Origin of the sequence: Halobacillus sp. Marseille-P3879, assembly GCF_900240285.1 — a bacterium.
GTDB lineage: Bacteria > Bacillota > Bacilli > Bacillales > Halobacillaceae > Halobacillus_A.
Map to the genome: position 1 here is coordinate 235,383 of NZ_OESS01000003.1, position 23,781 is coordinate 259,163.

General features: G+C 41.2%; 21 protein-coding genes and 1 riboswitch. Of the genes, 15 read left to right on the forward strand and 6 right to left on the reverse strand.

Translation table 11 applies throughout. The annotated features are described in order from the left end of the window. Nucleotides 1-225 precede the first annotated feature (225 nt). From C1A12_RS15685 to C1A12_RS15720, 8 genes are read left to right on the forward strand one after another with little or no spacing between them, the layout of a single operon-like run. Nucleotides 226-675: a hypothetical protein gene (locus tag C1A12_RS15685; protein ID WP_101845299.1), complete on the forward strand. Its 450-nt coding sequence runs from the start codon at nucleotides 226-228 to the stop codon at nucleotides 673-675. Between the two features lie 54 nt (nucleotides 676-729). Continuing rightward, a complete protein-coding gene (sufU, locus tag C1A12_RS15690) occupies nucleotides 730-1,164 on the forward strand; it encodes a Fe-S cluster assembly sulfur transfer protein SufU (RefSeq protein ID WP_101845301.1) in 435 nt (144 codons plus the stop codon). Then, the gene (locus C1A12_RS15695) at nucleotides 1,157-2,134 is read left to right on the forward strand and encodes a GTP-binding protein (RefSeq protein WP_101845303.1); all 978 of its coding nucleotides are present in this window, start codon (nucleotides 1,157-1,159) and stop codon (nucleotides 2,132-2,134) included. The genes sufU and C1A12_RS15695 overlap by 8 nt, the downstream gene beginning before the upstream one ends. A gap of 57 nt (nucleotides 2,135-2,191) precedes the next feature. Then, nucleotides 2,192-3,307: an NAD(P)/FAD-dependent oxidoreductase gene (locus tag C1A12_RS15700; protein ID WP_159462211.1), complete on the forward strand. Its 1,116-nt coding sequence runs from the start codon at nucleotides 2,192-2,194 to the stop codon at nucleotides 3,305-3,307. Between the two features lie 10 nt (nucleotides 3,308-3,317). Further along, entirely contained in the window at nucleotides 3,318-4,970 is a 1,653-nt protein-coding gene (locus C1A12_RS15705; protein ID WP_159462212.1) for a FeoB small GTPase domain-containing protein, read from the forward strand. Between the two features lie 56 nt (nucleotides 4,971-5,026). Then, nucleotides 5,027-6,226, forward strand: coding sequence for a GTP-binding protein (locus tag C1A12_RS15710; RefSeq protein ID WP_101845308.1), 1,200 nt, complete (start codon nucleotides 5,027-5,029; stop codon nucleotides 6,224-6,226). A 20-nt stretch (nucleotides 6,227-6,246) separates the two neighbouring features. Further along, on the forward strand, nucleotides 6,247-6,798 hold the full coding sequence (dcd, locus tag C1A12_RS15715) for a dCTP deaminase (RefSeq protein WP_101845310.1): 552 nt from the start codon (nucleotides 6,247-6,249) through the stop codon (nucleotides 6,796-6,798). Between the two features lie 54 nt (nucleotides 6,799-6,852). Continuing rightward, a complete protein-coding gene (locus C1A12_RS15720; protein WP_101845312.1) occupies nucleotides 6,853-8,034 on the forward strand; it encodes a GTP-binding protein in 1,182 nt (393 codons plus the stop codon). A gap of 100 nt (nucleotides 8,035-8,134) precedes the next feature. Here the strand turns inward: C1A12_RS15720 and C1A12_RS15725 are convergent, their stop codons facing one another. From C1A12_RS15725 to C1A12_RS15745, 5 genes are all read right to left on the reverse strand, one after another. Further along, complete coding sequence (locus C1A12_RS15725) at nucleotides 8,135-9,697, reverse strand: alkaline phosphatase family protein (protein ID WP_101845314.1); 1,563 nt, start codon at nucleotides 9,695-9,697, stop codon at nucleotides 8,135-8,137. Nucleotides 9,698-9,919: 222 nt separating this feature from the next. After that, nucleotides 9,920-10,840: a methylisocitrate lyase gene (prpB, locus tag C1A12_RS15730; RefSeq protein WP_101845316.1), complete on the reverse strand. Its 921-nt coding sequence runs from the start codon at nucleotides 10,838-10,840 to the stop codon at nucleotides 9,920-9,922. Nucleotides 10,841-10,865: 25 nt separating this feature from the next. Further along, nucleotides 10,866-12,308: a bifunctional 2-methylcitrate dehydratase/aconitate hydratase gene (locus C1A12_RS15735; RefSeq protein ID WP_101845318.1), complete on the reverse strand. Its 1,443-nt coding sequence runs from the start codon at nucleotides 12,306-12,308 to the stop codon at nucleotides 10,866-10,868. A 54-nt stretch (nucleotides 12,309-12,362) separates the two neighbouring features. After that, nucleotides 12,363-13,478, reverse strand: a complete 1,116-nt coding sequence (mmgD, locus tag C1A12_RS15740) for a citrate synthase (RefSeq protein ID WP_101845320.1) — start codon at nucleotides 13,476-13,478, stop codon at nucleotides 12,363-12,365. A gap of 56 nt (nucleotides 13,479-13,534) precedes the next feature. Beyond that, nucleotides 13,535-13,756, reverse strand: coding sequence for a hypothetical protein (locus C1A12_RS15745; RefSeq protein ID WP_101845322.1), 222 nt, complete (start codon nucleotides 13,754-13,756; stop codon nucleotides 13,535-13,537). A 163-nt stretch (nucleotides 13,757-13,919) separates the two neighbouring features. Beyond that, a riboswitch (cobalamin riboswitch) is annotated at nucleotides 13,920-14,122 on the reverse strand. Nucleotides 14,123-14,325: 203 nt separating this feature from the next. Between C1A12_RS15745 and C1A12_RS15750 the strand changes: the two genes are divergently transcribed. The 7 genes from C1A12_RS15750 to C1A12_RS15780 are packed head-to-tail and all read left to right on the forward strand — an operon-like array spanning nucleotide 14,326 to nucleotide 22,848. Beyond that, nucleotides 14,326-15,687, forward strand: a complete 1,362-nt coding sequence (locus C1A12_RS15750) for a sodium/glutamate symporter (protein WP_101845324.1) — start codon at nucleotides 14,326-14,328, stop codon at nucleotides 15,685-15,687. Nucleotides 15,688-15,707: 20 nt separating this feature from the next. Beyond that, on the forward strand, nucleotides 15,708-16,418 hold the full coding sequence (locus C1A12_RS15755) for a FadR/GntR family transcriptional regulator (RefSeq protein ID WP_101845325.1): 711 nt from the start codon (nucleotides 15,708-15,710) through the stop codon (nucleotides 16,416-16,418). Between the two features lie 21 nt (nucleotides 16,419-16,439). Continuing rightward, complete coding sequence (locus C1A12_RS15760) at nucleotides 16,440-17,339, forward strand: alpha/beta hydrolase (RefSeq protein ID WP_101845327.1); 900 nt, start codon at nucleotides 16,440-16,442, stop codon at nucleotides 17,337-17,339. Then, nucleotides 17,323-18,222: a DUF6282 family protein gene (locus tag C1A12_RS15765; protein WP_101845329.1), complete on the forward strand. Its 900-nt coding sequence runs from the start codon at nucleotides 17,323-17,325 to the stop codon at nucleotides 18,220-18,222. The genes C1A12_RS15760 and C1A12_RS15765 overlap by 17 nt, the downstream gene beginning before the upstream one ends. A 35-nt stretch (nucleotides 18,223-18,257) precedes the next feature. Then, entirely contained in the window at nucleotides 18,258-19,649 is a 1,392-nt protein-coding gene (locus C1A12_RS15770) for an FAD-linked oxidase C-terminal domain-containing protein (protein ID WP_200816620.1), read from the forward strand. Further along, the gene (locus tag C1A12_RS15775) at nucleotides 19,642-20,940 is read left to right on the forward strand and encodes a (Fe-S)-binding protein (RefSeq protein WP_101845333.1); all 1,299 of its coding nucleotides are present in this window, start codon (nucleotides 19,642-19,644) and stop codon (nucleotides 20,938-20,940) included. Before C1A12_RS15770 ends, C1A12_RS15775 begins: the two co-directional genes overlap by 8 nt. Before the next feature lie 33 nt (nucleotides 20,941-20,973). Continuing rightward, a complete protein-coding gene (locus C1A12_RS15780) occupies nucleotides 20,974-22,848 on the forward strand; it encodes a nitrilase-related carbon-nitrogen hydrolase (RefSeq protein WP_235001633.1) in 1,875 nt (624 codons plus the stop codon). A 215-nt stretch (nucleotides 22,849-23,063) separates the two neighbouring features. Here C1A12_RS15780 and C1A12_RS15785 read toward each other — a convergent pair whose 3' ends face one another. Next, complete coding sequence (locus C1A12_RS15785) at nucleotides 23,064-23,621, reverse strand: biotin transporter BioY (protein ID WP_101846488.1); 558 nt, start codon at nucleotides 23,619-23,621, stop codon at nucleotides 23,064-23,066. Between the last annotated feature and the right edge of the window lie 160 nt (nucleotides 23,622-23,781).

Consider the following 23,781-nt stretch of genomic DNA (forward strand, 5'->3'; position numbering starts at 1 on the left):
CAAGTATCATTTCTGTATATGTTTATAAGCCTTAAACAGCTGAAAAAATAAATCAGACTCCGAGGAGCTGCAGAAGACTTATTATCTTTAATGAATATTTTTTCCTTTAGTTAATAATCTTTCTCTTGAATTTTAAGGAATTAAGTGATAAATTAATTCTCAAACATAAATAGTAATGATTACTATTTAAGGTTAGGGGGAAATGTAGGAGCGTTAAGAAATGGAATGACTAACTATAAGTATTCAAGCCAAAAAACGAAACTTTATTTCAGTATTTTCAAGATGTGTGAAGTCCATAGATTCTCAGAGGTGAAAAAATTGAGTGATTATTTAATTAAGTTGCTAACGGACAAGATTGTTGGAACCCTGACGAAAGACCAAAAAGAAATATATAATTACGTGACACAAATGGAGGAGGACGTGGCTGAGGAAGTTACTACTGAACAAGATTTTTTGGTCCGACTCAAAAGTGACTCCCCCCATGAACGTGCTGCCAGGCACTTTGATATGACATTTCTTGAATTAATAAACAAGATTAATCGCATCGATGAAGAAATTGCCAGACAGCTGGAAACGAAATTAGATTTAGTTAGGTGGATAGACTGTACGGAGTTAGTTCGTTCTAAGGTAAATATAAATAAGAATCAAAAAGTATTCTTTTTGTCACTTCCTTGATAAATCATTTTATACTCACAAGAAATACCGAATCCTTTTTAAGGAGGTTGTATCATGTTGGATGATTTGTATCGTCAGGTTGTCATGGACCATTCCAAATACAAACGTAATTATGGAACATTATGTGGTGAAAATAATATAAATAAAGTTCACTATAAAAACCCAACTTGCGGAGACATAATGGTTTTATATATACGGGTGGGACCAAAAGGTATCGAGGATTTATCATTCGAAGGAGAAGGATGCAGCATTAGTATGGCATCATGCTCAATGATGACAGACCTATTGAAAAATCAAACAGTGGAAGCCTCTCGTAAAAAAAGAGATGCCTTCGAGCGATTGATAAGGGAAGGAAAAATAGAGGAGAATATTGATTTAGGGGATGCAGAGTCTCTCCAAGGAGTACACAACCTACGAGCTAGACATAATTGTGCCCTTATGCCTTGGCAAGCCTTTGACAAATGGTTAAAGGAGCAAGAATATGAATGAAAATGAGCCAAGAATTCCTGTAACGATTGTAACGGGGTATTTGGGGTCAGGAAAGACGACGTTTATTAACCATATTCTCAAGCATACGGAAGAGAAAGTTGCAGTCATCGTTAATGAATATGGAGATATAGGAATTGATGATCAGCTGATTGAACAAACAGAAGAAGAGATTATTGAAATTAATAGTGGATGTATTTGCTGTAATGTTCGTAAAGACTTAATAGATACGTTATCGATGCTTGCCATCTCAAGAAAAGAAAAAATGATAGAGTTTGACCGAGTGGTAATAGAGACGACAGGACTCGCTGATCCTGCCCCGGTTATCCAAACGTTCTTGATGGATAAGGAGATGGTTAATGATTTTCTCATAGATAGTGTGTGCTCCTTGTTGGATGCTAAACATATTTCCAGGCACTTAGAACAAAGGGGTGAGGCACTAAGCCAAATAGCTTTTGCAGATATAATCCTTATCAACAAAACGGACTTAGTGACAAACGCCCATCTAACCAACTTAATCAAACGATTAGAAAAAATTAACCCTGCAGCTTCCATGTGTTTATGTGAAGACAGCCAGGTTGATTTGGATAAAGTCTTAGGTATCTACTCTTTTGACTTGCAGGAAAAAGTAGAATTAAACCCTGAATTTTTAAATAATAACCATCATTATCATGACGACGAGATCTCATCCTTATCCCTGCAAGAAAAAAGGCCGCTTGATTTACGAAAACTTAATCTCTGGATTTCTTTCCTTGTTCAAATGCAGGGAGAAAGCTTATACCGTTATAAAGGTGTGCTGAATATAGAGGGCATAGATAAGCGGTTTGTTTTTCAAGGGGTGCATATGCTCTTTGCAGGAGAGGAAAAAAGCGTCTGGGGAAGCTGTTCACGGGTAAGTGAACTAGTATTTATCGGGAAGAATTTGAATAAAAAAGAACTGGAGCAACAGTTTAGAAGATGTGTGTCGGACTAAAAAATTTTTGCTTGATTTTAAATAGTAATGATTACGCTTAATATCAGGAGGAGTTCCGTGAATAAACATTACGACGTACTCATTGTTGGAGCAGGAGCTTCTGGAATTGGAGTAGGAATACTGATGAAGCAGATGGGCTGTGATAGTTTTTGGCTTATAGATCGTGGTGAGATAGGAGCCACATTTCGTAAATGGCCGAAAGAAATGAGGTTTATAACTCCATCCTTTCCTTCACAAGGATTTGGTCAGACAGACCTTAATGCAGTTGTTCCAAAAACGTCTCCAGGTTATACGCTGAACGAAGAACATCCAACAGGAGAAGATTATGCAGAGTATTTAGAGCTGCTGGTCAATCACTATGAATTACCTGTGAGGACCGGCGTAGAAGTGAAAGAAGTAAGAAAACTGGACCGACAATTATTTAAAGTGAACACGGCACAGGAAACCATCACCAGCAGGTTCGTAGTTTGGGCAGCTGGCGAGTATCAGTATCCAGACTTAGGGGTTTTCCCGGGTGCAGAACTATGCATTCATAACAGCCAAATTCATTCCTTTGAAAAAATGAAAGAAGATGATTATCTAGTCATAGGGGGTTATGAAAGCGGGCTTGATGCTGTGTACCAGCTGAATAAAATTCAAAAAAAGTCTCGTCTTATAGCTAAAACACCTACCTGGAAGATAGATAGCAGTGATCCAAGTGTTATTTTATCACCCTATACCTTTAGTCGAATGAAGGAAGCGATACCTGAAGGGAGGATTAAAGTTTATGAGCAGCAAATAGTAAACTCTGTGAGAAAGGAAAAGGCTCATTACTATGTGAATACATTAGAAGGTCATCAATTTATCTCTCATACACCGCCTATATTAGCGACGGGCTTCAAGGGCAGTACATCTATCATTTCAAATCTTTTCGAATTTGGGGAGCATGGAAAACCTTTAGTAAATGATAAGGATGAATCTACGAAATGTGAAGGTTTGTTCCTGTGTGGTCCTGAATTGCGGCATGACAGTCATGTTTTTTGTTATATATACAAGTTTAGACAGCGGTTTCCTGTTCTTGCTAAGGAGATTGGGTCTCGTCTTAATTTGAATTTAGAGATCCTTGACCTATACAGGAAGGAAAACTTCTATTTAGATGATCTTTCAGAGTGTGGAGAGCGCTGTGAATGTTGAGGGAAGCAGTGTGAAAACTGTAATTAGCTTAGCGGGACTTGAGTCTGTAGGTAAGTCTGCTCTCTTCCGGCATTTGACGGGTCATCAAACAGGAATAGAAACCAATGTTAAAGGATCAACTGTCGTTCTCTCACGTGGAGAATGGCAAAGAGATTCCAGCGTAAAAGTAGTTGATACGCCAGGGATGCGTTCTAAAGATGATAGCCTTACTACCCAAATGGCCCTGGATGAAACTAAGTCCTTGGAAGAGATCATTTTAGTTGTAAAAGCGCCTCATTTAAAAAATGAACTTCTCCTATTAGAAGATCAGCTGGATTTAAGAGGGAAGAAAGTTATCGTCGTGGCGACTCATAAAGATAGATATGACCCCTGTGACGAAGAGAAACTTTTTATTAAAGAATTGTTAAACGTTCCAGTCATTTGGTGTAATACTCGTTCAATGAACCAGGCGGAGCAGGAGGACCTGGGGGAAGCTATTCGGGGGCCCTCCTCACGTTGGGAACTTAATCGTCATATACTTAGTTTTCTTCCAGACCTAAACGAAGAAAGAAGCACAAAATGGCTGGAACAAATACTTTTCAAAAACATTGCTGGGCCTTTGCTAGCTTTGTTTCTGGTTATATGTATGTTTGGGGTTCCAGTATTTATCTCCTATTCGTTTTCTAATTACCTTCAGTCTGTATCTGAAAAGTTATTTGTAGAACCATTAAATCAAAACCTTATGAATCTGCCGGAATTTATCCAGGAGTTATTAATCGGTAATTATGGAGCATTAACCTTGGGATTGTATTCATTCATATGGGCGTTTCCTGTAGTTTTTCTTGTCGGATTTAGTGTAGCAATCACAGAAGAAACGGGTCTCCAGGAGCATATAACACATGCCCTAAACCCATGGCTTATGAAAATCGGTTTAACGGGAAGAGACTTGATCCCTGTTATAACTGGATTTGGCTGTAATGTTATAGCGGTTATGCAAAGCCGAAGCTGCAGCAGCTGTACAAGAAGTAATTGTATTTCTATGATTTCATTCGGTTCTGCTTGCAGTTATCAGATCGGCGCGTCCTTATCATTATTTGGGTCAGCTGGACAGCCATTATTGTTTCTGCCCTACATTTTCGTTTTGTTCATCGTAGGGGCCATCCATACAAGGGTGTGGGAGAAGAGTTCTTTGCCACTGAATACGGTATCTTCTCTTCCTTACTTGCAACCTGTTACATGGAGAGGGACAGTATTTCGTCTAAAAGGTATTCTTAAACAATTTATAGCCCAGGCTATGCCGATTTTCATAACGATTTGTTTGACCGCTTCAGTTCTTAACTACTTGGAAATAATGAAAGGACTGGCCTATCTTATTTCCCCTTTATTAACACTGTTATCATTACCTGCTGATGTTGCACCCGGTGTGATTTTCTCCATCTTCAGGAAAGATGGAATGATGGTATTGAATGAGGGGGAAGGATCTCTTCTTCAAAACTTGGAAATTTGGCAGTTGTTTATAACGGTATATCTGGCTTCCACCTTGTCTTCTTGTCTAGTAACTTTATTTTCAATCTATAAAGAAATGGGAGGAACTCACGCCTTCAAAGTATTAGGGAAACAAATGATTACTTCTATCATAAGCACATTCCTTTTAACAATGATTTTAACTGCTTTTTTTAAGTAGCTATGTTTAACGTAGACCTAATGTTTCCTAAGTATACAAATTGAGGAGGATAAACCATGAGCGATAAAATACCTGTCACAGTATTAAGCGGTTATTTAGGTTCAGGGAAAACTACTCTGCTCAATCACATACTAAACAATCGTGATGGGCAAAGAGTCGCTGTTATTGTTAATGATATGAGTGAGATTAACATCGATGTAGATTTAATAGAGAAGGGAGGGCATTTTTCAAGAACGGAAGAGAATTTAGTGGAGATGTCCAACGGCTGCATTTGCTGTACATTGAGAGAAGACTTACTGGTTGAAGTCGAAAGAATTGCAAAGGCTGGTAACATTGACTGCATTGTCATCGAGTCTACGGGGATTAGTGAGCCTGTACCAGTCGCCCAGACATTCTCTTACATCGATGAAGAGCTGGGTATTGACCTTACTCAATATTGTCGGCTCGATACGATGGTTACTGTCGTTGATGCCTTTCGGTTTTGGCATGATTACGAATCTGGAGATCGACTACTTGATCGAAAGCAAGCCATTGGGGAGGAGGATGACCGGAACCTTGCCGATTTACTTATCGATCAAATAGAATTTTGTAATGTTCTCTTACTAAATAAATGTGACTTGGTAACGGCAGAGCAGTTGGATTCATTAACGAATGTGATTCAAAGCTTGCAGCCTGAAGCCGAAATTATTCGTACAACATTCGGGGTGGTTGAGCCAGAAAAAATCTTGAACAGTTACTCCTTTAACTTTGAGACGGCTAGTCAATCGGCTGGATGGCTTAAAGAACTAATGGCAGGTCCCAGCGATCACACACCGGAAACCGAGGAGTATGATATTCACTCTTTTGTATATAGACGAAGACTTCCCTTTCACTCTCAACGTTTCTACAATTGGATCAGCCAGATGCCTGCTTCAATCGTACGTGCTAAAGGCATTGCATGGTGTGCGACAAGAAATCAATTAGCACTTCTACTATCCCAAGCAGGACCCTCAGTCTCCATTGAACCTGTCTCATATTGGGTAGCTTCACTTCCAAAAGTACAAAAAGATCGTACGATTAAGCAAAATCCTGAACTATTAAACGATTGGGATGTAGAATTCGGGGACCGAATGATTAATCTTGTATTTATAGGGGTTCATCTTGAGAAGGAAACCATAATTAAAGAACTCGATCAATGTTTATTAACACCTGAGGAAATGGACAACGAATGGTCGGAGATGCAAGATCCGTTCACCTGGGAGGTCGCTGTTCAATAAGAGAAAAGAAGGTGTAGGAAATGATAATGTCAAGTCAAACCATTCTTAATAATTTGGAGAAAAAAGAGCTGATTATTGATCCATTAACCCGTTCTCATATCCAGCCGGCTTCTGTAGATCTAACGCTTGGAAATCATTTTATATCATTGGAAGAACATAGCACACGCACACTTTCAATGAGGGAAAAAGCTTACTATCGCGACATTTATATAGGAAATCGAGAAACTATTATTATTCCACCTCACTCCTTTTTGCTTGCCACAACAAAAGAGTGGATAAAACTGCCCAATTATCTTACAGCTTTCGTAGAAGGCAGAAGTTCTATCGGTAGAATGGGGATGTTTGTTCAAAATGCAGGATGGGTGGACCCGGGATTTGAAGGATGCCTTACTCTTGAATTATATAATTCAAACCGTTCCCCTATTGAATTGGTGGAGGGATGGAGAATCTGTCAATTGGTTATCGCTGAAATGGATCTGCCCACAAAGCGATATAACGGTAAATATTCAGGACAATCGAGTACAACTGCCAGTGCTGCTCATAAGGATACGGAGAATCAGGGTCCTACATAGAAAGGAAAGGTGATAGGAGTAACGAAAACATTGTGAAAAAAGGAGGAATTAAAATTGCCAAGTAAAGTCCCGGTCACCGTACTGAGTGGGTATTTAGGAGCGGGAAAAACTACGTTATTGAATCATTTGCTCCATAATAAAGAGGATCGTAAAATAGCTGTGATCGTCAATGATATGAGTGAAGTAAACATTGATGCTGATATGGTCAAAAAAGGCGGCTTCAGCCGGACCGAAGAAAAGTTAGTCGAATTACAAAATGGGTGTATTTGCTGTACCCTTAGAGATGACTTAATTAAAGAGGTAGAGAAGCTCTCGATGCTCGATATTGATTATATTGTGGTTGAATCGACGGGGATATCCGAACCGATTCCAGTAGCACAAAGCTTCACCTATGAAGATGAAGAGCTAGGAATCAACCTTGGTGAGCACTGTATATTGGATACGATGGTTACAGTTGTAGACGCAAGTCGTTTTTGGGAAGATTATGGATCAGGAGAGACTTTACTAGATCGATATCAAGGAGCCGACGAAAAGGATAATAGAGATGTTATTGACCTTTTAATTGACCAGGTGGAATTCTCTAATGTAATTCTTTTAAATAAAGTTGATATGATTGGCACTATAGAGAAACAACAATTAATAGCTGTACTTGAGCAACTAAATCCTGGGGCCCAAATAATCGAAACAATCTATTGCGAAGTTCCGCTCGGAGCTGTAATGAATACAGGGTTATTTGATTTTGAAAAAGCAAGCCAGGGGGCTGGATGGATTAAAGAATTAAATGAAGAACACGTTCCTGAAAGTGAGGAGTACGGCATAGGTTCCTTTGTTTATCGTAGGAAAAGGCCGTTCCATCCTGAGCGTTGGATGGAATGGTTAGAAGGTTGGCCGGTCGGTATTGTTCGAGCCAAAGGTTTCTTTTGGCTGGCTTCAAGAAATGAGATGTGTGGTTTACTATCCCAGGCTGGGACATCTCTTGCCATTCAAGGTGCAGGAAAATGGATGGCAGCTTATCCAAAACAGGAGCGAATGGAATATTTGAGAGAAGATCCAGATTTAGCAAAGCGCTGGGACGATGAGTTCGGAGATCGTATGACTGAATTAGTGTTTATCGGAATGGAGCTGAATAAAGAGAACGTTATCAGGGGATTGGATCAATGCTTGTTAAAAGATGACGAAATGGAAATGGACTGGAGTAAATTCGTTGATCCATTGCCAGCATTTACTGAATTTTAATTTTTTAATACTATTTTTCGAATGTTTTTCTTAGCTACTATAAAAGAGCCGGGGCCAAGCAGTTGACCCTGGCTCGATTACAGGCTGATAGAGCTAAACTTTATGATGAAAGTAATTGAATAAACCACTTTTTTAAATCAACGATCCTCATATATACAGGTCGGGTATCGGTTCCGGTTACAATCATGGGAATCAACGAATCTGCTTCATGCAAGGAACCGTGAGAGGCACCTCCTTTATGTGTTGGACTTCCCTCTACTGCAAACTCATATCCCGGCTTTGCATCTACAATCAGAAAGTCCCCGTCATGTGAATAGAAGGCTGCCATCAACCTTGAGAAAGGGTCGGGGTATTTTCCATATTCCAACTGCTGTTTGTCATTAATGGTTACGTCTAACACTCCAGGTTCTCCTTCCATGTCCCACATTTGCTCATATGTGTCTTTGTATTTTTGTCCTTTTCTAAAGGACAAGGTCTTTGGTTGTTCTGAGGATGCTGCTTTGATCTCTTCTCCTTCACGCCAGGCGACAAAACCGATCCTTTCATCTTTCTTAAGTTTATCGACGACAGAGGCTGATTGGATGCTTGGATCGAGTACATACACATAAGCCATACGCTCATTAAGCCCAAGTACGATTTGAGCGTCTTTTTTCACATGTGAAGCCAATTTGGGAATACGATATTCTTGCAGTAAAGAAGGTAAATCAATTAAATTCTCGGGTTGATTCCCGATAGGGGCATGTCCGCTATCTCCCATAATCACCCATTTGCTGCTCCTTAAAGCTTCCTCCCATAATTCAAAAGTATCTAGAATTCTTTGAAGTTCATGATCGGCTTTCTTGATGCCGTTGATGTTCCCCGGCCCTTTTTTATGAACGCTTTTGTCATTGTTCGGTAAATAAGCGATTGTAAACTTTGGTAAAGAGTGCTGCTTCATTAAATAGATTAGTTCGTCTACACTAAATTTATCGTTAAAACCAAAAGACTGCCAAAAGTGGCTGAAGCGATTATGTGGATTCAATTGCGATAATGCACCAAAAGAAAAAAGCGACGTTCCTTTGGTATGGATTACAGGTGGTGTAAAGTTGAAGGTTGTCAGCAATTTGGGAGGTATGAGCTGCCTGCTTTCGCTTCCTCTATACACGAGAGCGTTAATGGATGCTGACTTGTAATTCTCCCGGTCCAATTCTTCATGTATCGTTGCAACCTCTGAGCTGATGTGTTTATTGTTTAACTCATCCAACGCATTATTTAATACGTTCTTAACCCCCAGCATCATGATTTCTTTCCTGGCGCTTCCGTAGCTGATCAGGCGGTTGCTTTTGGTATCATACCAGACGAGCCCGGGAATCCTATGCTGATCGGGATACGTTCCTGTAAGCAAAGTGGTATCGATGGTCATCGACATAGTTGGATACGCACTAACTACATTCGGAAAGTATTGGCCTTTTTCCATTAAAAACTTTAAAGCAGGGGCATTCCCGTCTTTTATCGCTTTTTGTAAGGGCTGGTCCATTAAGGAATCAATTACGATTGTAATTAATCGATCTGAACCCTGGGCTAATGAAGGCAGGTCAGCCTGTTCTTTCTTTCGTTTCCGTGTAATGTACCAGCAAATGCTGGCTAATAGTAAAGCAAACAATATAAACAACAAAAGTTCCATGACATCCCTTATTCCTTTCTTTCCTCTAATCAAATTCTAATCGGCATTAGTGGTATTATTATCAATTACGAGGGACATATATTCGAACTATATTAAAAAAAGAGGGAAGTTTGTAAAAGGGCAGGAGGGAGCGGTAGGATTTCGAAGCAAGCGGAACGCATCGATAAGAAGCCTGCATGACAATAAAAAAGAGAGAGGAGACTAACTCCTTCTCTCTGTTTATCACTTATTTTCTTTTCCTATCTCCGGGAGGACGGTCTTCGCTACTTTTTCGTCTAATGCTTCATAATCATAATACTTAATGGTTTCATACAGTTCCTCACGCGACTGCATATCTTCGAGTTTGTCCTTCTGCGTATCGTTTTTCATTATTTCGGTAAATATCCGCTCATAGGCTTTAGCTGCTGCACGAAGGGAAGTAACAGGGTAGATCACCATCTCCATTCCAAATGAGCGGAAGTCCTCTCCAGTAAAATAGGGTGTCTTCCCGAATTCTGTCATATTTGCGAGCAGAGGAGCTTTGATCGCCTCTGAAGCTTGCCGAAAGTCTTCTTCACTTGTGAGGGCTTCTGGAAATATAGCATCAGCACCAGCTTCAGTATACTGGTTGGCCCGCTCGATGGCTTTCTTCATACCTTCAACTGATTTTGCGTCTGTTCGCGCTACAATAACCAGCGTAGGGGCAACCTCTTTAATGGTACGGATCTTCTGCATCATTTCTTCGGGATCAATTAGTCTTTTTCCGTTTAAATGGCCGCATTTTTTCGGCAATAGCTGATCTTCAATCTGAACTGCAGCCACTCCGGCTTCCACCATTTCGCGCGCAGCACGTGCTACGTTGATCACCCCGCCATAGCCGGTATCAATATCAACGAGTAAAGGGAGGTCTGAAGCTCGTATAAGCTCTTGTGCTTTTTCGGCCATTTCGTTCGAGTAGATGAGACCAAGATCTGGGAGTGCCCGGCTGGCTGTATAGGCGGCTCCGGATAAATAAATGGCTTTAAAGCCGATATCTCTTGCGATTTTCGCCGACATGCCATCGTGGGCGCCGGGGATTTTTAATAATTCTTGGTGTTCAATTAACCGTTTAAAGACTTCTGCTCGCTCTGGCTGAGTTGATTTTGGTTCAACAATCCATGACATCGATAGTCCTCCTTACACAACTGAGTTAAATACGGAACTGCTCCATGAATTGATTGACAGGTGTGTCTGTCAGTTCATCATAATCCTCACACAGATTAAGAATGCGGTTCACTTGGCGGAAAGGGAAGCGTGTTTTCAAATTAGCCTGGAATTTGTTCAAAAGCAGCGGCAGCCCCTCTTCGCGACGACGCCGGTGGCCGATTGGATATTCTATCGTTACTTGTTCGGTATGGGAACCGTCATTGAAGAATACCTGGACGGCGTTTGCAATAGAGCGTTTATGAGGATCAAGGTAATCTTTACTGAATTGCTCACTTTCTATTGTTTCCATTACATTTCTTAAACGGTCGATTTCTGGGTTGCGGGCTACTTCATCTTCATAATGATCCGCATTCAATGATCCGTATAGGAGTCCGATTGCGGTAATGTATTGTAAACAGTGATCTCGGTCGGCCGGGTTATGAAGAGGTCCTTCTTTATCGATAATCCGGATAGCCGATTCATGAGTCGTAATCGTGACTCGTTGGATGTCCTGGATTCTTCCTTTAATCTGTCCATGTAGTTCGATTGCCGCTTCAGCTGCTGTTTGCGCATGAAACTCAGCGGGGAAAGATATTTTGAACAAAATGTTTTCCATCACATATGAATTAAAAGGGCGTGCCAGGGTCAATTCTTTTCCGCCGAAAAGTACATCCTGAAATCCCCATTCTGGTGCAGACAAAGCTGTCTTATATCCCATTTCTCCGTCCATCGTCATTAAGGCCAGGCGTACGCCGCGGCTTGTCGCATCACCTGCTGCCCACGACTTACGAGAGCCGGTGTTTGGGGCGTGACGGTATGTCCGAAGGCTGGAATTATCGATCCACGCTTGAGAAACAGCATTGGCGACGTCTTCTTTGCTGCCGCCTAACATGGCCGTTACTACCGCAGTAGTTGCAACCTTTACGAAGAGAACATGGTCAAGTCCCTCGCGATTAAGACTGTTTTCAAGGGCTAATACTCCCTGGATTTCGTGTGCTTTAACGATATTCTCCAGAACGGCATCCATCTTCAGCGGTTGTTTTCCTTCGGCAATCCGGGTCCTGCTGATGTAATCAGATATCGCTAGAATTCCTCCCAGGTTGTCAGAAGGGTGCCCCCATTCTGCCGCCAGCCATGTATCATTGTAATCCAGCCAGCGGATCATGCATCCAATATTGAAGGCTGCGTGCACAGGGTCAAGTTCGTAGGATGTACCTGGTACGCGGGCACCATTTGGTACGATGGTTCCAGGTACAATAGGTCCTAAATGCTTGGTACATTCAGGATATCGCAATGCCAGGAATCCACAGCCTAGTGTATCCATCAAGACATATTGGGCGGTTTCTAAAGCTTCCTCGCTGGTGATTTCTCCATAAACAGCGTATTCAGCAATACGCTCTAGTACCTGATCTGCCGTCTGTGACGTATTTAGTTTTACTTCTGGCATTTTCTTCTCCACCTTTCTATGATATGTAAAGTTTCTTAAATCCGGTGATAACTTCTAAGGATGCAGACCGCGTGGACCGGTATAAAGAACTCTCGGTCTGAACAATTTGTTGTTGGCGTATTGTTCGGACACGTGGGCGCACAACCCCAGAGTACGGGCTGCGAAGAAAACCGGTGTATACAAATCAATCGGTATACCTAACAAGTAGTAGACGGGGGCTGCGTAGTAATCCAGGTTCGGGTACAGTCCTTTTTCTTCTTTTATCAATTGTTCTCCTGCTTCGCACATTTCAAAAAGATCTTCGCGTTTTTTAGATGCAGCCAGTTCACGTAATGCTTCTTTCATGAGCGCGGCCCTGGGGTCCATCTTCTTCATATAAACACGGTGTCCAAAACCCATCACTTTTTCTTTATTTTTTAGCTTTTCATAGAGAAGATGACGGAATCCGTCCGTCGTTCGGCCTTCTAACAGCATGTGCATGACGGCCTCATTTGCTCCTCCGTGGAGATTTCCTTTTAAAGAAGCAACCGCTCCGGTAAGAGCTCCATAAAGGTCAGCGTTGGTTGAAGCTATAACTCGGGCGGTAAAGGTTGAATTTGGCATTTCATGTTCACTGTATACCATTAAGGACTGATCGAAATAGCGGGCTTCTGATGGGCTCGGCTCTTTTCCTGTAATCATGTATAAGAAATTCGAACTGTAAGGCAGCTCATGTTTCGGTTGAATAACCGTTTCATCGTGAAGGATATGGTAACTATTTGCCACAATGTTGGGGATCTTCGCTAATAGCCTGAGAGAGGTCTGGATTATCTTTTCTTCCCCGCGTTCATTTAAATTTTTTTCATAGCCTGCCAGTGCAGAAATTCCTGTCCGAAAGGCATCCATGGGATGGGTTTCTTTCGGAAGTTTGCTGAACAGCGAGAAAAAACGATTCGGGAGGTCATATTCATTTTTTAATTCCTGTTCAAGAGAGGAGCGTTGTGCCTCATCAGGCAGCTCTCCTCTGAGCAATAGCTGAACTATATCCAGATATTTCCTGGTTTGGGCAAGTTCTATCAGGTCATATCCCCGAATAACAATTTCTTCCGCATCTACATCCAAATAAGAAAGCTTTGTTTCTGTGGCAATCACTCCGTCTAAACCCGGTTTATAGGACTTTTGCTTTGGCATAAGAATCCTCCTAATTGCTTAAATAGTAAACGCTTTCAAAAAAAGAAGAAAAGGCATCACTCTTTTAAAGACACTAACTGCTTACCCGAGATTTCCTCATGGACACGTTTATACGCTAGCTCAAGGTTTTCAAGTTCCTGGTTACGGCCGTCCTGGCTGATAATATCCTCTTTTATTTGTGAGTAAGTCGTTTCAAGTGAATGGGGAATAAAAGAAAATAAGTGGTTCATGACACAAGATTTGAACTGATTTACGTAATCCTCAATTGAAATGGTCAAATATATACACCTCTAGTCAAATAGAAATGAAGACAATAAAAAAACAACTTCGTAGAGAAGTTGTTAAGTTGAGATCACAGCTATCCAGAGAGAGCAGGACTCATAATACACACTTGTCCATACTCTTTCTACTCGCACTTAACACCCCCTATCCTCGTAGGTATTGATGTTCGTTGAGACAGGCAGGTCTCCTGGCTTATGATCAACGCTCCCTGGATCCTTCCCACTCTCACTACTGGCGAGAACAGTGGCATTCCAGTTCGCTCCCAAATACAGTTGCGGGACAGCATCGGATTATCACCGATTTCCCTTTTAAGCAGATAAACGCGAATACCGTTTATCTGTACCTGAATCAAAAACGTATTCAGTTTGACTTTTTCAATATAACAAAAATTTTGAAAATAAACAAATATTTCTATTATTGAACCTTTGAGAGGTTAAAAGTTGTTTGTAAATAAATTTTTTGAAATTTATTAATATTTTATATTTACACGGTCGATTATCATGTTGTATATTTATCATACAAATTATGATAGCGCTTTCTTTTTTAGCGTTAAGGAGGTAAGAAATTGTCCATATGGGATTTGGCCATTGATGTAGGATTGATTTCAGTTTTATTGTTAGTTGGAGTGATATTACGGGCAAAAATTAAAATCGTACAAAAGTTGTTTATTCCAGCTAGTATCATAGCTGGAGTGGCGGGGTTGACTTTTGGACCTAATGGATTTGATCTGCTGCCTTTTTCGAGTCTTGTGAGTGATTATCCAACCGTATTGATTGCTGTTATTTTTGGTGCGATTCCAATTGGAGCGGCTAAAGTAAATTGGAAGAAAACGTTTGGACGAGTAAGAAATATGTGGATATACTCGATGCTCCTGACCATGCTTATGTGGGGCGGGGGAGCGATGATTGCTTACATACTTTTAGCTAACGTGTGGGATATTCCGAGCGGCTTCGGGTTGATTCTGGGGGCTGGTTTTCTCGGTGGCCACGGAACGGCCGCAGCCGTAGGTGAAGCTTTTAGCGGGCTTGGATGGGAAGAAGCCACAGCTCTTGGTTATACTTCAGCTACCATTGGTTTGATTTGTGCTATTCTCGGCGGTCTGCTGCTTATTAAGATGAACGCACGTAATAATCAAACCAACTTCATTTCCGACTTTGAAGACTTACCAAATGAATTACGAACGGGGTTAGTTCCTGCTAAACTTCGTCAATCATCAGGTAGTGATACCGTTTCGAGCAATTCGGTGGATCCGTTATTTTTCCATATTGCCTTACTTGCTGTTGTTGTAATGTTTAGTTATTTCTTACAGGAAGGAATACAAGCGATATTCCCGCAAGTCAGCATCCCGTTACTAAGCCTCTCATTCGTGGTCGGCTTACTGATTCAATTGTTCTTAAATACAACCAAAGCTAATGAATATGTGGACAAACGTGTAATTGACCGCATAAGTGGAACCGCAACAGACTTGATTGTTGCGTTTGGGATTACATCTATTAATCTAGCTGTTGTAGCAGCTTATGCCTGGCCTCTTATAGCTCTCTTTATTTTTGGAGTGATATGGGCCTACTGTATTTTCAGGTTTATTGCACCTCGTGTCTTCCACCGTCACTGGTTTGAAAATGCCATTTTTGGATGGGGATGGAGTACAGGAACCGTCGCCATGGGAATTGCCTTATTGAGAATCGTAGATCCCAAAACTAAAAGCAGTACCCTGGACGACTACGCTTTGGGATATATTGGCATGGTACCAGTCGAGATTTTAATTATTACTTTTGGTCCTATCATGATGATGGCCGGGACTGGTGGTTTATTCTCTCTCATTTTATTGGGAGCGAGTGCGGTGCTTATTATCATTGCCGCTAAGTCAGGCTGGCTGACTTCAATTCAGGAGACTAGAAATATTAGCAGAGATTCTAATGTTTCATAAAGAAAGGATGATCCTCTTCTATGAAAATAGAACGAAAAAAAGTGTCGATGCAGGTTTTTGATCGTATCAAAGAATACATCCATAAGGAGAATATGCAGCCTGGTGATCGGTTACCTACCGAAAAGCAGCTTTCCGAGATGTTTGGGGTCAGCCGTACTCCAGTCAGAGAAGCGTTAAGCGTACTCGAAGCAAGTGGATTAACCGTTTCGAAGCAAGGTGGAGGCAGTATTATACAGGCAGCTTCTTTAACTAATTTAATAGAAGAAATACAATTTGAATTCGTAGATTCGGAGGAAATATTAAACTTACTGGAAACAAGGATCATTCTGGAAACCGAAGCTGCTCGCCTGGCCGCTGAACGTGGCACAGCTGATGATAAGTTAATCATTAAGAAAAAACTGGAGGAGCTTCGCAGTTCACAGCATGATAATCGTGTGGGAGATAAAGAGGATATCGCCTTTCATAATGCTATTGCACAAGCTTCCCATAACCCGATTCTTGTTCACAGTGTCGAGAACCTCACTACTCTCTATGACAAAGCAATTCGTTTTTCCCTTAAGAAAAATATGGGGATTTCCGAAAAGCGGGCTCAAGTACTAAGTGAGCATGAACGCATTTATACAGCTATTCGATTGGGCAATGGAGAACAAGCCAGGGAGGAAATGTACCAACACTTAAGTAATGCATGTCAAAAATTCAAGCATTCATTTGACCAGGCATTGAATTCTTAATTTATAAAGGGAGAGAGAATGATGATCGAAAAATCCGTACAATTTTACAGTGAAGGCTACAAGTTACAGGGGACCATTTACTTGCCCGACGATTATGAGAGTAAAGGAAACCATCCGGCGATTATTGCTAATTCAGGATATCAAGGAGTAAATGAATTCTATCCAAAAATGTTTGCTCAGGCTTTGACGGAAAAAGGATATATTTGTTTCGGCTTTGATTATCGAGGATTCGCTGACAGCGAGGGGGACCCTGCTCGTGTCATACTTGAGGAACAGGTGGCTGATATTCGGAATGCCTTGACCTTTTTGCGTGCTCAAAGTGAAGTTGATCATGAACGAATAGGCTTGATTGGATGGGGAATGGGGGGATCGAATGTTGTTCGTGCAGCAGAGAAAGAAGATGTGGCAGCAGTTGCCGCTCTGAATGGTTTTTATAATGGAGAGCGCTGGCTGAAAACTATCCATTCTTATGAAAATTGGCTTAAAGTTTTGGAAGTCGTATATGAAGATCGAATAAGACGTGTAACGACTGGAGAATCACAACCTGCAGATCCATTTTTACACTATCCTTTAGACCCTCCTACGCGTGAATACGTGCAAAAAGAGCTGGCTTCTAAGAAAGGGTTCGGGGGACAGACTCGTATTCAATTCACAGATTCGATTCTGGAGTTGGATGCGGAGGCAGCAGCTGAAAACATGGAAGATACTTCGTTGTTTGTAGCTCATGGTAAAGATAATGTGCTCCATCCGGTTGAAGAATCTGTATCCCTGTACAATAGGGCTTCTTGTCCAAAAAAATATTATGAAATAAATGGGATGCATAACGATTTTATGTACAGCGATCATCCTGAGTTCACTGCATTAGTCGAAGAACTTCATCTATTTTTTGAAGAGGCGTTAAGCTATGAATATTCCAAGTAAGGCTCAAAATAAATATCATCCATTATTAAAGGGAGCTTATGAACTTCATGTTCATAGCTCTCCTAGTGCTTTTCCAAGGATCCAGACCGATTGGGAACTCGTAGAAGAAGCAAGGAAAGCAGGCATGAAGGGACTGGTAATAAAAGCGCATGAAGGAGTCAGTTATGATCGAGCCACCCTTATTCGCTCCCAAATGCCAGATATGAAAGTCTATGGAGGTTTAGTTTGTAATCTTTTTACAGGCGGATTGTCTTCTCATGCGGTAGATATGGCATTGCGTATGGGGGCAAAAATCATCTGGATGCCAACCATATCAGCGGAACAGCATGCCAAGTATTTTGCAGAATATAGTCAGGAACGATTTTTCAATAGTGAAACCCCTCTTGGCGATTCTGATTCTTGCTTAACGATTTTAAATGAAAGTAATGAAGTGAAGGATGAAGTCAAGAGAATTCTGTATTTAATTGCTTCTTACGATGCCGTTCTTGCAACGGGCCACCTTTCTCCTCATGAAGTTGATCTTTTAGTAGAAGAGGCTTTAGACATCGGGGTCAGGCGGATATTGATTCAGCATGCTGACTTAGGCATTGCCCAAATTCCGATGGATTTACAGAAGAAACTGTCGTCTCAAGGGTGCTATATTGAAAAATGTTATTTAGCTTGCGGGGAAGATTTTAATAATATTACAATTCGTCAAATGGCTGAATCTATTCAAACACTGGGCTCAAAATCTTGTATTCTCGTCACAGACTACGGACAGCCTCATAATCTCCCGCCTGTCCAGGGGCTGAGTGAATTTGTTACTGAGTTATTGAATGAAGGAATAAGTGAAGACATGGTAAAAGAAATGATAGCAGCCAATCCTGAATCGCTATTATTTTAGTGTGCTGAAAAGGAGCGTAAAGTGTGAGTAATTGGATGGAAGATCTCAGAGAAGTAATACCAGGCCATCAAATAATGACTGAAATAGCAGATCGATATAGTTATAGTTTTGATGCTTCTTTTGGTGAATATCTTCCTGACGCAGCTGTTCAAGCTAAAAATAAGCAGGAAGTGGTCCATATCGTGAAAGTTGCCAACCAATTCAATATCCCTATTTATCCTCGAGGGCAAGGAACGTGTTTAAGCGGGGGGCCTCTCCCAGTTCATGGCGGAATTGTACTGGACCTTTCACAATGGCCTGAAGAAATCGAACTGAATGCTGACGATTTGACCGTTAAAGTATCCCCTGGTGTGCTAACTGCTCGTATAAATGAAGAAGCAGAAAAGCACGGCCTCATGTATGCGCCTGATCCAAGCAGTGCCCATGTAGCTACCATAGGGGGGAATCTTGCTGAAAATTCAGGGGGGCCTCGTGGTCTGAAATATGGCGTGACGAAAGACTTCGTATTAGGACTGGAGCTTGTGACCCCTGAAGGAGAAGTGATACGGACAGGCGGACAAACCATAAAAAATGTGACAGGGTTTGACCTTACTAAGCTGATTGTAGGCTCAGAGGGAACGCTTGGCGTGATCACGGAAGCAACGTTGAAGCTTATGCCTAAGCCTCCCGCAGTACAAACCGTTATGGTCGAGTTTGAGAACGTCAGAACGGCTGGAGAAGCGATATCACGTACGTTAACTTCCGGGATACTGCCTTCAAAAATGGAGTTTATGGATAAAGCATGTATACAAGCTGTTGAAAATTTTCAACCATCAGGCCTGCCTGTTGATGCAGAAGCCATTGTAATCATTGAGTTAGATGGACACCCAGAAACACTCAAACTGGAAACAGTGTTGATCGAAAACATTATGGAGGAAATTGGCGCCTCTAATGTCAGTATACCTGCAACAAGCGAAGAAGCTGCCAAAATATGGCATGCAAGGAAACAGGTATCTCCTGCGATTGCTAAAATCAAGCCGACAAAGGTATCGGAGGATGCTACTGTGCCGAGAAGTAAAATTCCTGATATGATGGACCGTTTGAATGAAATTAAAGAAAAATACCAGGTGGAAGTAGTTGTGTTCGGGCACGCCGGAGATGGTAATCTCCATCCTAACATTTTGTGTGATAAGCGGGATCAAGAAGAAATGATCCGTGTCGAAAAAGCTGTGGAAGAAATATTTCAGGCGGCAATTAATCTAGGAGGTACACTATCAGGCGAGCATGGGATCGGCACGATGAAAGCTCCGTTTATGGAACAAGAACTAGGGGCTGTCGGTTTAGAGATGATGAAACGAATCAAGGATAGCTGGGATCCGAAACGAATAATGAACCCAGGCAAAATATTTCCGGAAAAAGGGCAAAAGCTGGTGTTGCGAAATGAGTAAGCTTCAAGCGCTGCAACAGAAAATCAACTATGACAAGACCTTTGATTGTGTGCAATGTGGTTATTGTCTGCCTGCCTGCCCCACCTATGAAACGATGGAGAAGGAAACTCATTCTCCAAGGGGACGCATTAATCTAGTTAAGATGGTGGCGGAAGGAAAAGCATCTATTGATGATTTGCAAAAACCAATTGAAAAGTGTCTGGGGTGCATGGCGTGCACTACTGTTTGTCCTACTAATGTTCAGTATGGACAAATATTAGAAGGTGCTAAGGAAGTGATTGAAGACCACCAGGTAAAATCGACCTCCCGAAAGAAAATGGAAGACTTTCTGTTCGGTTCCTTTTTCCCTTCTGCAAAATGGATGGACACACTGGGGAGCTTAACTTGGTTTTATCAAAAATCCGGCCTTCAAACCTTTGCCAATCTGCTGCGTTTAACAAAAGCCGCTCCGCTTCATTTAGATAAATTTGAACAAGTAATCCCAAAGCAGCCTTCCCCTAAAGAGCGTGCCAAACGAACCAAGCGATATATACGGACAAGACCTGCACGAGCGAAAGTAGCTTTCTTTACAGGTTGCGTAATGGACAGCGTATTCTTTCAAACGAATCAGAATACCATCGAGTTACTTTTACGCTGGGGGTTTGAAGTTGTCCTCCCGGAAGAACAAACTTGTTGTGGTGCACTGCACGCGCATTCGGGGAAGGTCCATGACTCAATACACCTTGCCAAACGAAACATTGAGGCTTTTGAGGAAGAAGAAGTAGATTACATTATCAACAACGCCGGGGGCTGTGGTGCTCGTATGGTTGAGTATCACCACTTATTTGAAAAAGGGACATCCTGGCATCAGCGGGCTGAACAGTTTGTTTCCAAAATGAAAGATATATCGGAGGTTCTTGTAGAGGTTGACCATGTCTATTTTAATAAATCAATTGATAAAACGGTAACCTATCAACCCTCATGTCATATGACTAATGTCCAAAAGGTAGTTTCCCCGCCGCTTGAATTAATGAAGAAAGTCCCCGGACTTACGCTGAAAGAATTAGACCGGCCGGATTTCTGCTGCGGTTCAGCTGGAATCTACAATATTATCAATTACGAAGATTCTATGGATATATTAGATGTGAAAATGAGAGACGTGTGTAATGCAGGTTCAGAAACGGTGGTAACGACTAACCCCGGATGTCTATTGCAAATGAAGCTCGGGATAGAGCGAGAAGGAGTAAATCACACGATGGGTGCTGAGCATCTTGTGGATCTATTATTGGAAGCAGACCCTCAGCAAAAGTAAGGCTTTTCGAAAATCATATTTTGAGGTGGTAGGTTGAACTATAAAGCCCTATTTGTCGTTTTATTTCTTTTTTCATTCGTTTTTGCTCCCTTTCAGACAGAAGCCGTCACTGATAAATCTTCAGATAAAAGGGGCCATAAGCAAGAGAAAAAGTTGAGCGAACCGTTTAAAGCGGCTTCGATCCAATTTAATCCTGAATTAAAAAAGCCTGAGAAGAACATAAAAGAATTATACAAAGAAACCGAAAAAGCTTTTAAGAATGGGGCAAAGTTAGTGGTAGCTCCAGAAATGGCAACGACAGGGTATATGTTCGAAAGTCGTGAAGATATTGCTCCTTTTGTTGAACAGATTCCCGGTCCAACTACAGAAATATTCAGTGAGTTAGCCGCTGAATATAACAGTTACATCGTTTTCGGTATGCCTGAAGTAGATCCAGGTACCGATCTCTATTATAATTCATCTGTTCTGATCGGACCTGAAGGTTTAATAGGGAAGTATCGAAAAATGCATTTGTGGGAAACCGACGCTTACTGGGCTGCTCGCGGTGATTCAGAGGTCCCCGTGTACGATACAGAATTGGGAAAAGTGGCTATGAATATATGCATGGATTCCGCATACTATGAAACAGCCAGGATAGCGGCCGTTAAAGGAGCAGATATTTTAGCTTTTCCAACGAACTCGTCCGCACAGACTATTTCCGCTTTGCCTGCAAGAGCTCAGCAAAATGGTTTATACGTGGTCAGCTCGAATCGTTCAAATACTGAAGAAGGATTTCATATGGCAGGTGGGAGTGCTATATGGTCGCCCCACGGGGAAAAGTTAGCTGAGGCCCCTTATTCGCCTGACGAGGATAACGACATTGACGAAACAAAAGTTATTTATGACGAGGTAGATCCTGAACACTATCAAAATGACAATAAAGAACTGCTAAAGGAAAGACGTCCTGAGTTGTATAAAGAACTAAGCCAATATATTCAACCATGGGACAGTAGAGCAACTACTGAATCTAAAAAAGTGAAGGCTATGGCTTTGCAGTACTCTCCAAAACTGAGTGATAAAAAAACAAACCAAAAGAAAGTTTCTAAGCTTATAGAAGAAGAGGTGTCAACTTCTAAGGATACGGATTTGATCGTACTGCCAGAGCTCTCTTTCACCGGACCAGTCACCGATAAAAGTATAAATTCCATTTATTCTTTATCAGAAAAGGATCAAGGAAACACTTATCAATTTATATCACAATTAGCAAAGAAGCATAATATCAATATCGTTTATGGACTGATAGAAAGAGAAAACGATCAAATGTACAATTCTGCAATATTAGTAAATGAAAACGGTGAAATAAAAGGCAAGTATCGAAAAACTCATCTTGACCATAATGAAAAACGGTGGGCGACACCAGGTTCCAGTCTGCCTGTATTTAATATAGAGGGACTGGGGAAAATTGGTTTGTTAATCGGTGATGACGTTAGGTTTCCTGAGGCATCTGGAGTATTGAGTGTCAAAAGAGCGGACATGATTGCAGTGCCCGTTTCCTGGAGTGGAGAATATAGCGGCAATATGGAAATCAATAAAAACATCTCCGAAAATCAATATCCGGATCATTCAGTAGTTCTCTGGGATGCTGTGGCGATAGGCGCACAAGCTTATACAATTTTCGCTAACTTTGTTGGATCAGAGCATGAGTTTAAAGGAAGCAGCGGTCTTTATACTTTAGATCCATTATACGGGTTGGACCAGCCTGTTATAGGATCCTCTACAGATGAAGAAGCGGTCCCTTTTGAATTTAAAACGATACAAGCTGAACATTGGTTCAACCAGGAGAAATTGTTACAGTCAAGACACCCTGTCTATTATGACTCACTTATCAGAAAACAAAACATAAATCATAATCTGCCTGAAGCCCAATAATGATACGCTAAGTAATTGACATAAAATTTGATACCTTCCAATACGAAGGGACTAAATAATTTATGTGGACTCTGAACATAAGCCCTCTGAAGTCAATCAAACTTTAGAGGGCTTTATTGTTAGTACAAGGTATGAGTCTGTTTTTGAAAAAATATCAATGAGAAAGTTCTATCTCGGTTCCTTAAAAGCAATGGACACAAGATTTGTCCATTTTTTTAAACATAATTTCTTGTTTCAGTATTTTTATAATTATTTTGTAAACTTTTTTTCTTTGGATGCATTGTTTTAAAAAGAGGGTATAGACGTGTTGCCAACAGGCTTGTGAAAATAGCAAGCGCTATGTCAATGCCTACGGTACTAAACAATCCTGCAGCCAGTACATGTGACAAATTAGTGGGTTCGCCCATCCATAGGTTTAATGCCAGATAAAGATAAGGCACCCCTATTGCATAAATAACCCCTGTTCCAATTAAGTTGGCGGCAATAAAATGTTTACGAGCAGGCTGCTCGAAGCGTTCAATAATGAATCCGATGACATAGGCACCTACTGTAAAGCCTATTAAATATCCAAACGTCGGCTGCATTACGTATACAAGTCCTCCACCTTGAGTAAAGACTGGAACTCCAGCTAAACCAACGAGAAGATAGACAAATTGACTTTGTAACCCTCGCTTGCTTCCTAATAATGCCCCCGCTAAAAACACCACGATAATTTGCAGTGTAAAAGGAACAACGGGTAGCGGAACTTTAATGAAAGCGCCAATCGCAGTCATTGCGGCAAATACTGCAACTAATGTAAGTGATAGAGTTCTGGATTTTTGCAAGTTAGTCACTCCTTTCTTTAATATCCCCTGGGTAGCATCTGTTAATAGAATCCATACTTAAAATTCTCGCTATTCATAGAAATAAGCATAGAAGAAAGAGTTTAAATAT

Excerpts from the sequence above, each read along its gene's own strand:
- C1A12_RS15770 (WP_200816620.1), top strand. The coding sequence starts at position 18,258 with ATGGAAGATCTCAGAGAAGTAATACCAGGCCATCAAATAATGACTGAA.
- C1A12_RS15710 (WP_101845308.1), top strand. The coding sequence starts at position 5,027 with ATGAGCGATAAAATACCTGTCACAGTATTAAGCGGTTATTTAGGTTCA.
- C1A12_RS15785 (WP_101846488.1), bottom strand. The coding sequence starts at position 23,621 with ATGACTGCGATTGGCGCTTTCATTAAAGTTCCGCTACCCGTTGTTCCT.
- C1A12_RS15755 (WP_101845325.1), top strand. The coding sequence starts at position 15,708 with ATGAAAATAGAACGAAAAAAAGTGTCGATGCAGGTTTTTGATCGTATC.
- C1A12_RS15775 (WP_101845333.1), top strand. The coding sequence starts at position 19,642 with ATGAGTAAGCTTCAAGCGCTGCAACAGAAAATCAACTATGACAAGACC.
- prpB (WP_101845316.1), bottom strand. The coding sequence starts at position 10,840 with ATGTCATGGATTGTTGAACCAAAATCAACTCAGCCAGAGCGAGCAGAA.
- C1A12_RS15760 (WP_101845327.1), top strand. The coding sequence starts at position 16,440 with ATGATCGAAAAATCCGTACAATTTTACAGTGAAGGCTACAAGTTACAG.
- C1A12_RS15685 (WP_101845299.1), top strand. The coding sequence starts at position 226 with ATGACTAACTATAAGTATTCAAGCCAAAAAACGAAACTTTATTTCAGT.
- C1A12_RS15725 (WP_101845314.1), bottom strand. The coding sequence starts at position 9,697 with ATGGAACTTTTGTTGTTTATATTGTTTGCTTTACTATTAGCCAGCATT.
- C1A12_RS15765 (WP_101845329.1), top strand. The coding sequence starts at position 17,323 with ATGAATATTCCAAGTAAGGCTCAAAATAAATATCATCCATTATTAAAG.
- sufU (WP_101845301.1), top strand. The coding sequence starts at position 730 with ATGTTGGATGATTTGTATCGTCAGGTTGTCATGGACCATTCCAAATAC.
- C1A12_RS15735 (WP_101845318.1), bottom strand. The coding sequence starts at position 12,308 with ATGCCAGAAGTAAAACTAAATACGTCACAGACGGCAGATCAGGTACTA.
- dcd (WP_101845310.1), top strand. The coding sequence starts at position 6,247 with ATGATAATGTCAAGTCAAACCATTCTTAATAATTTGGAGAAAAAAGAG.
- C1A12_RS15695 (WP_101845303.1), top strand. The coding sequence starts at position 1,157 with ATGAATGAAAATGAGCCAAGAATTCCTGTAACGATTGTAACGGGGTAT.
- mmgD (WP_101845320.1), bottom strand. The coding sequence starts at position 13,478 with ATGCCAAAGCAAAAGTCCTATAAACCGGGTTTAGACGGAGTGATTGCC.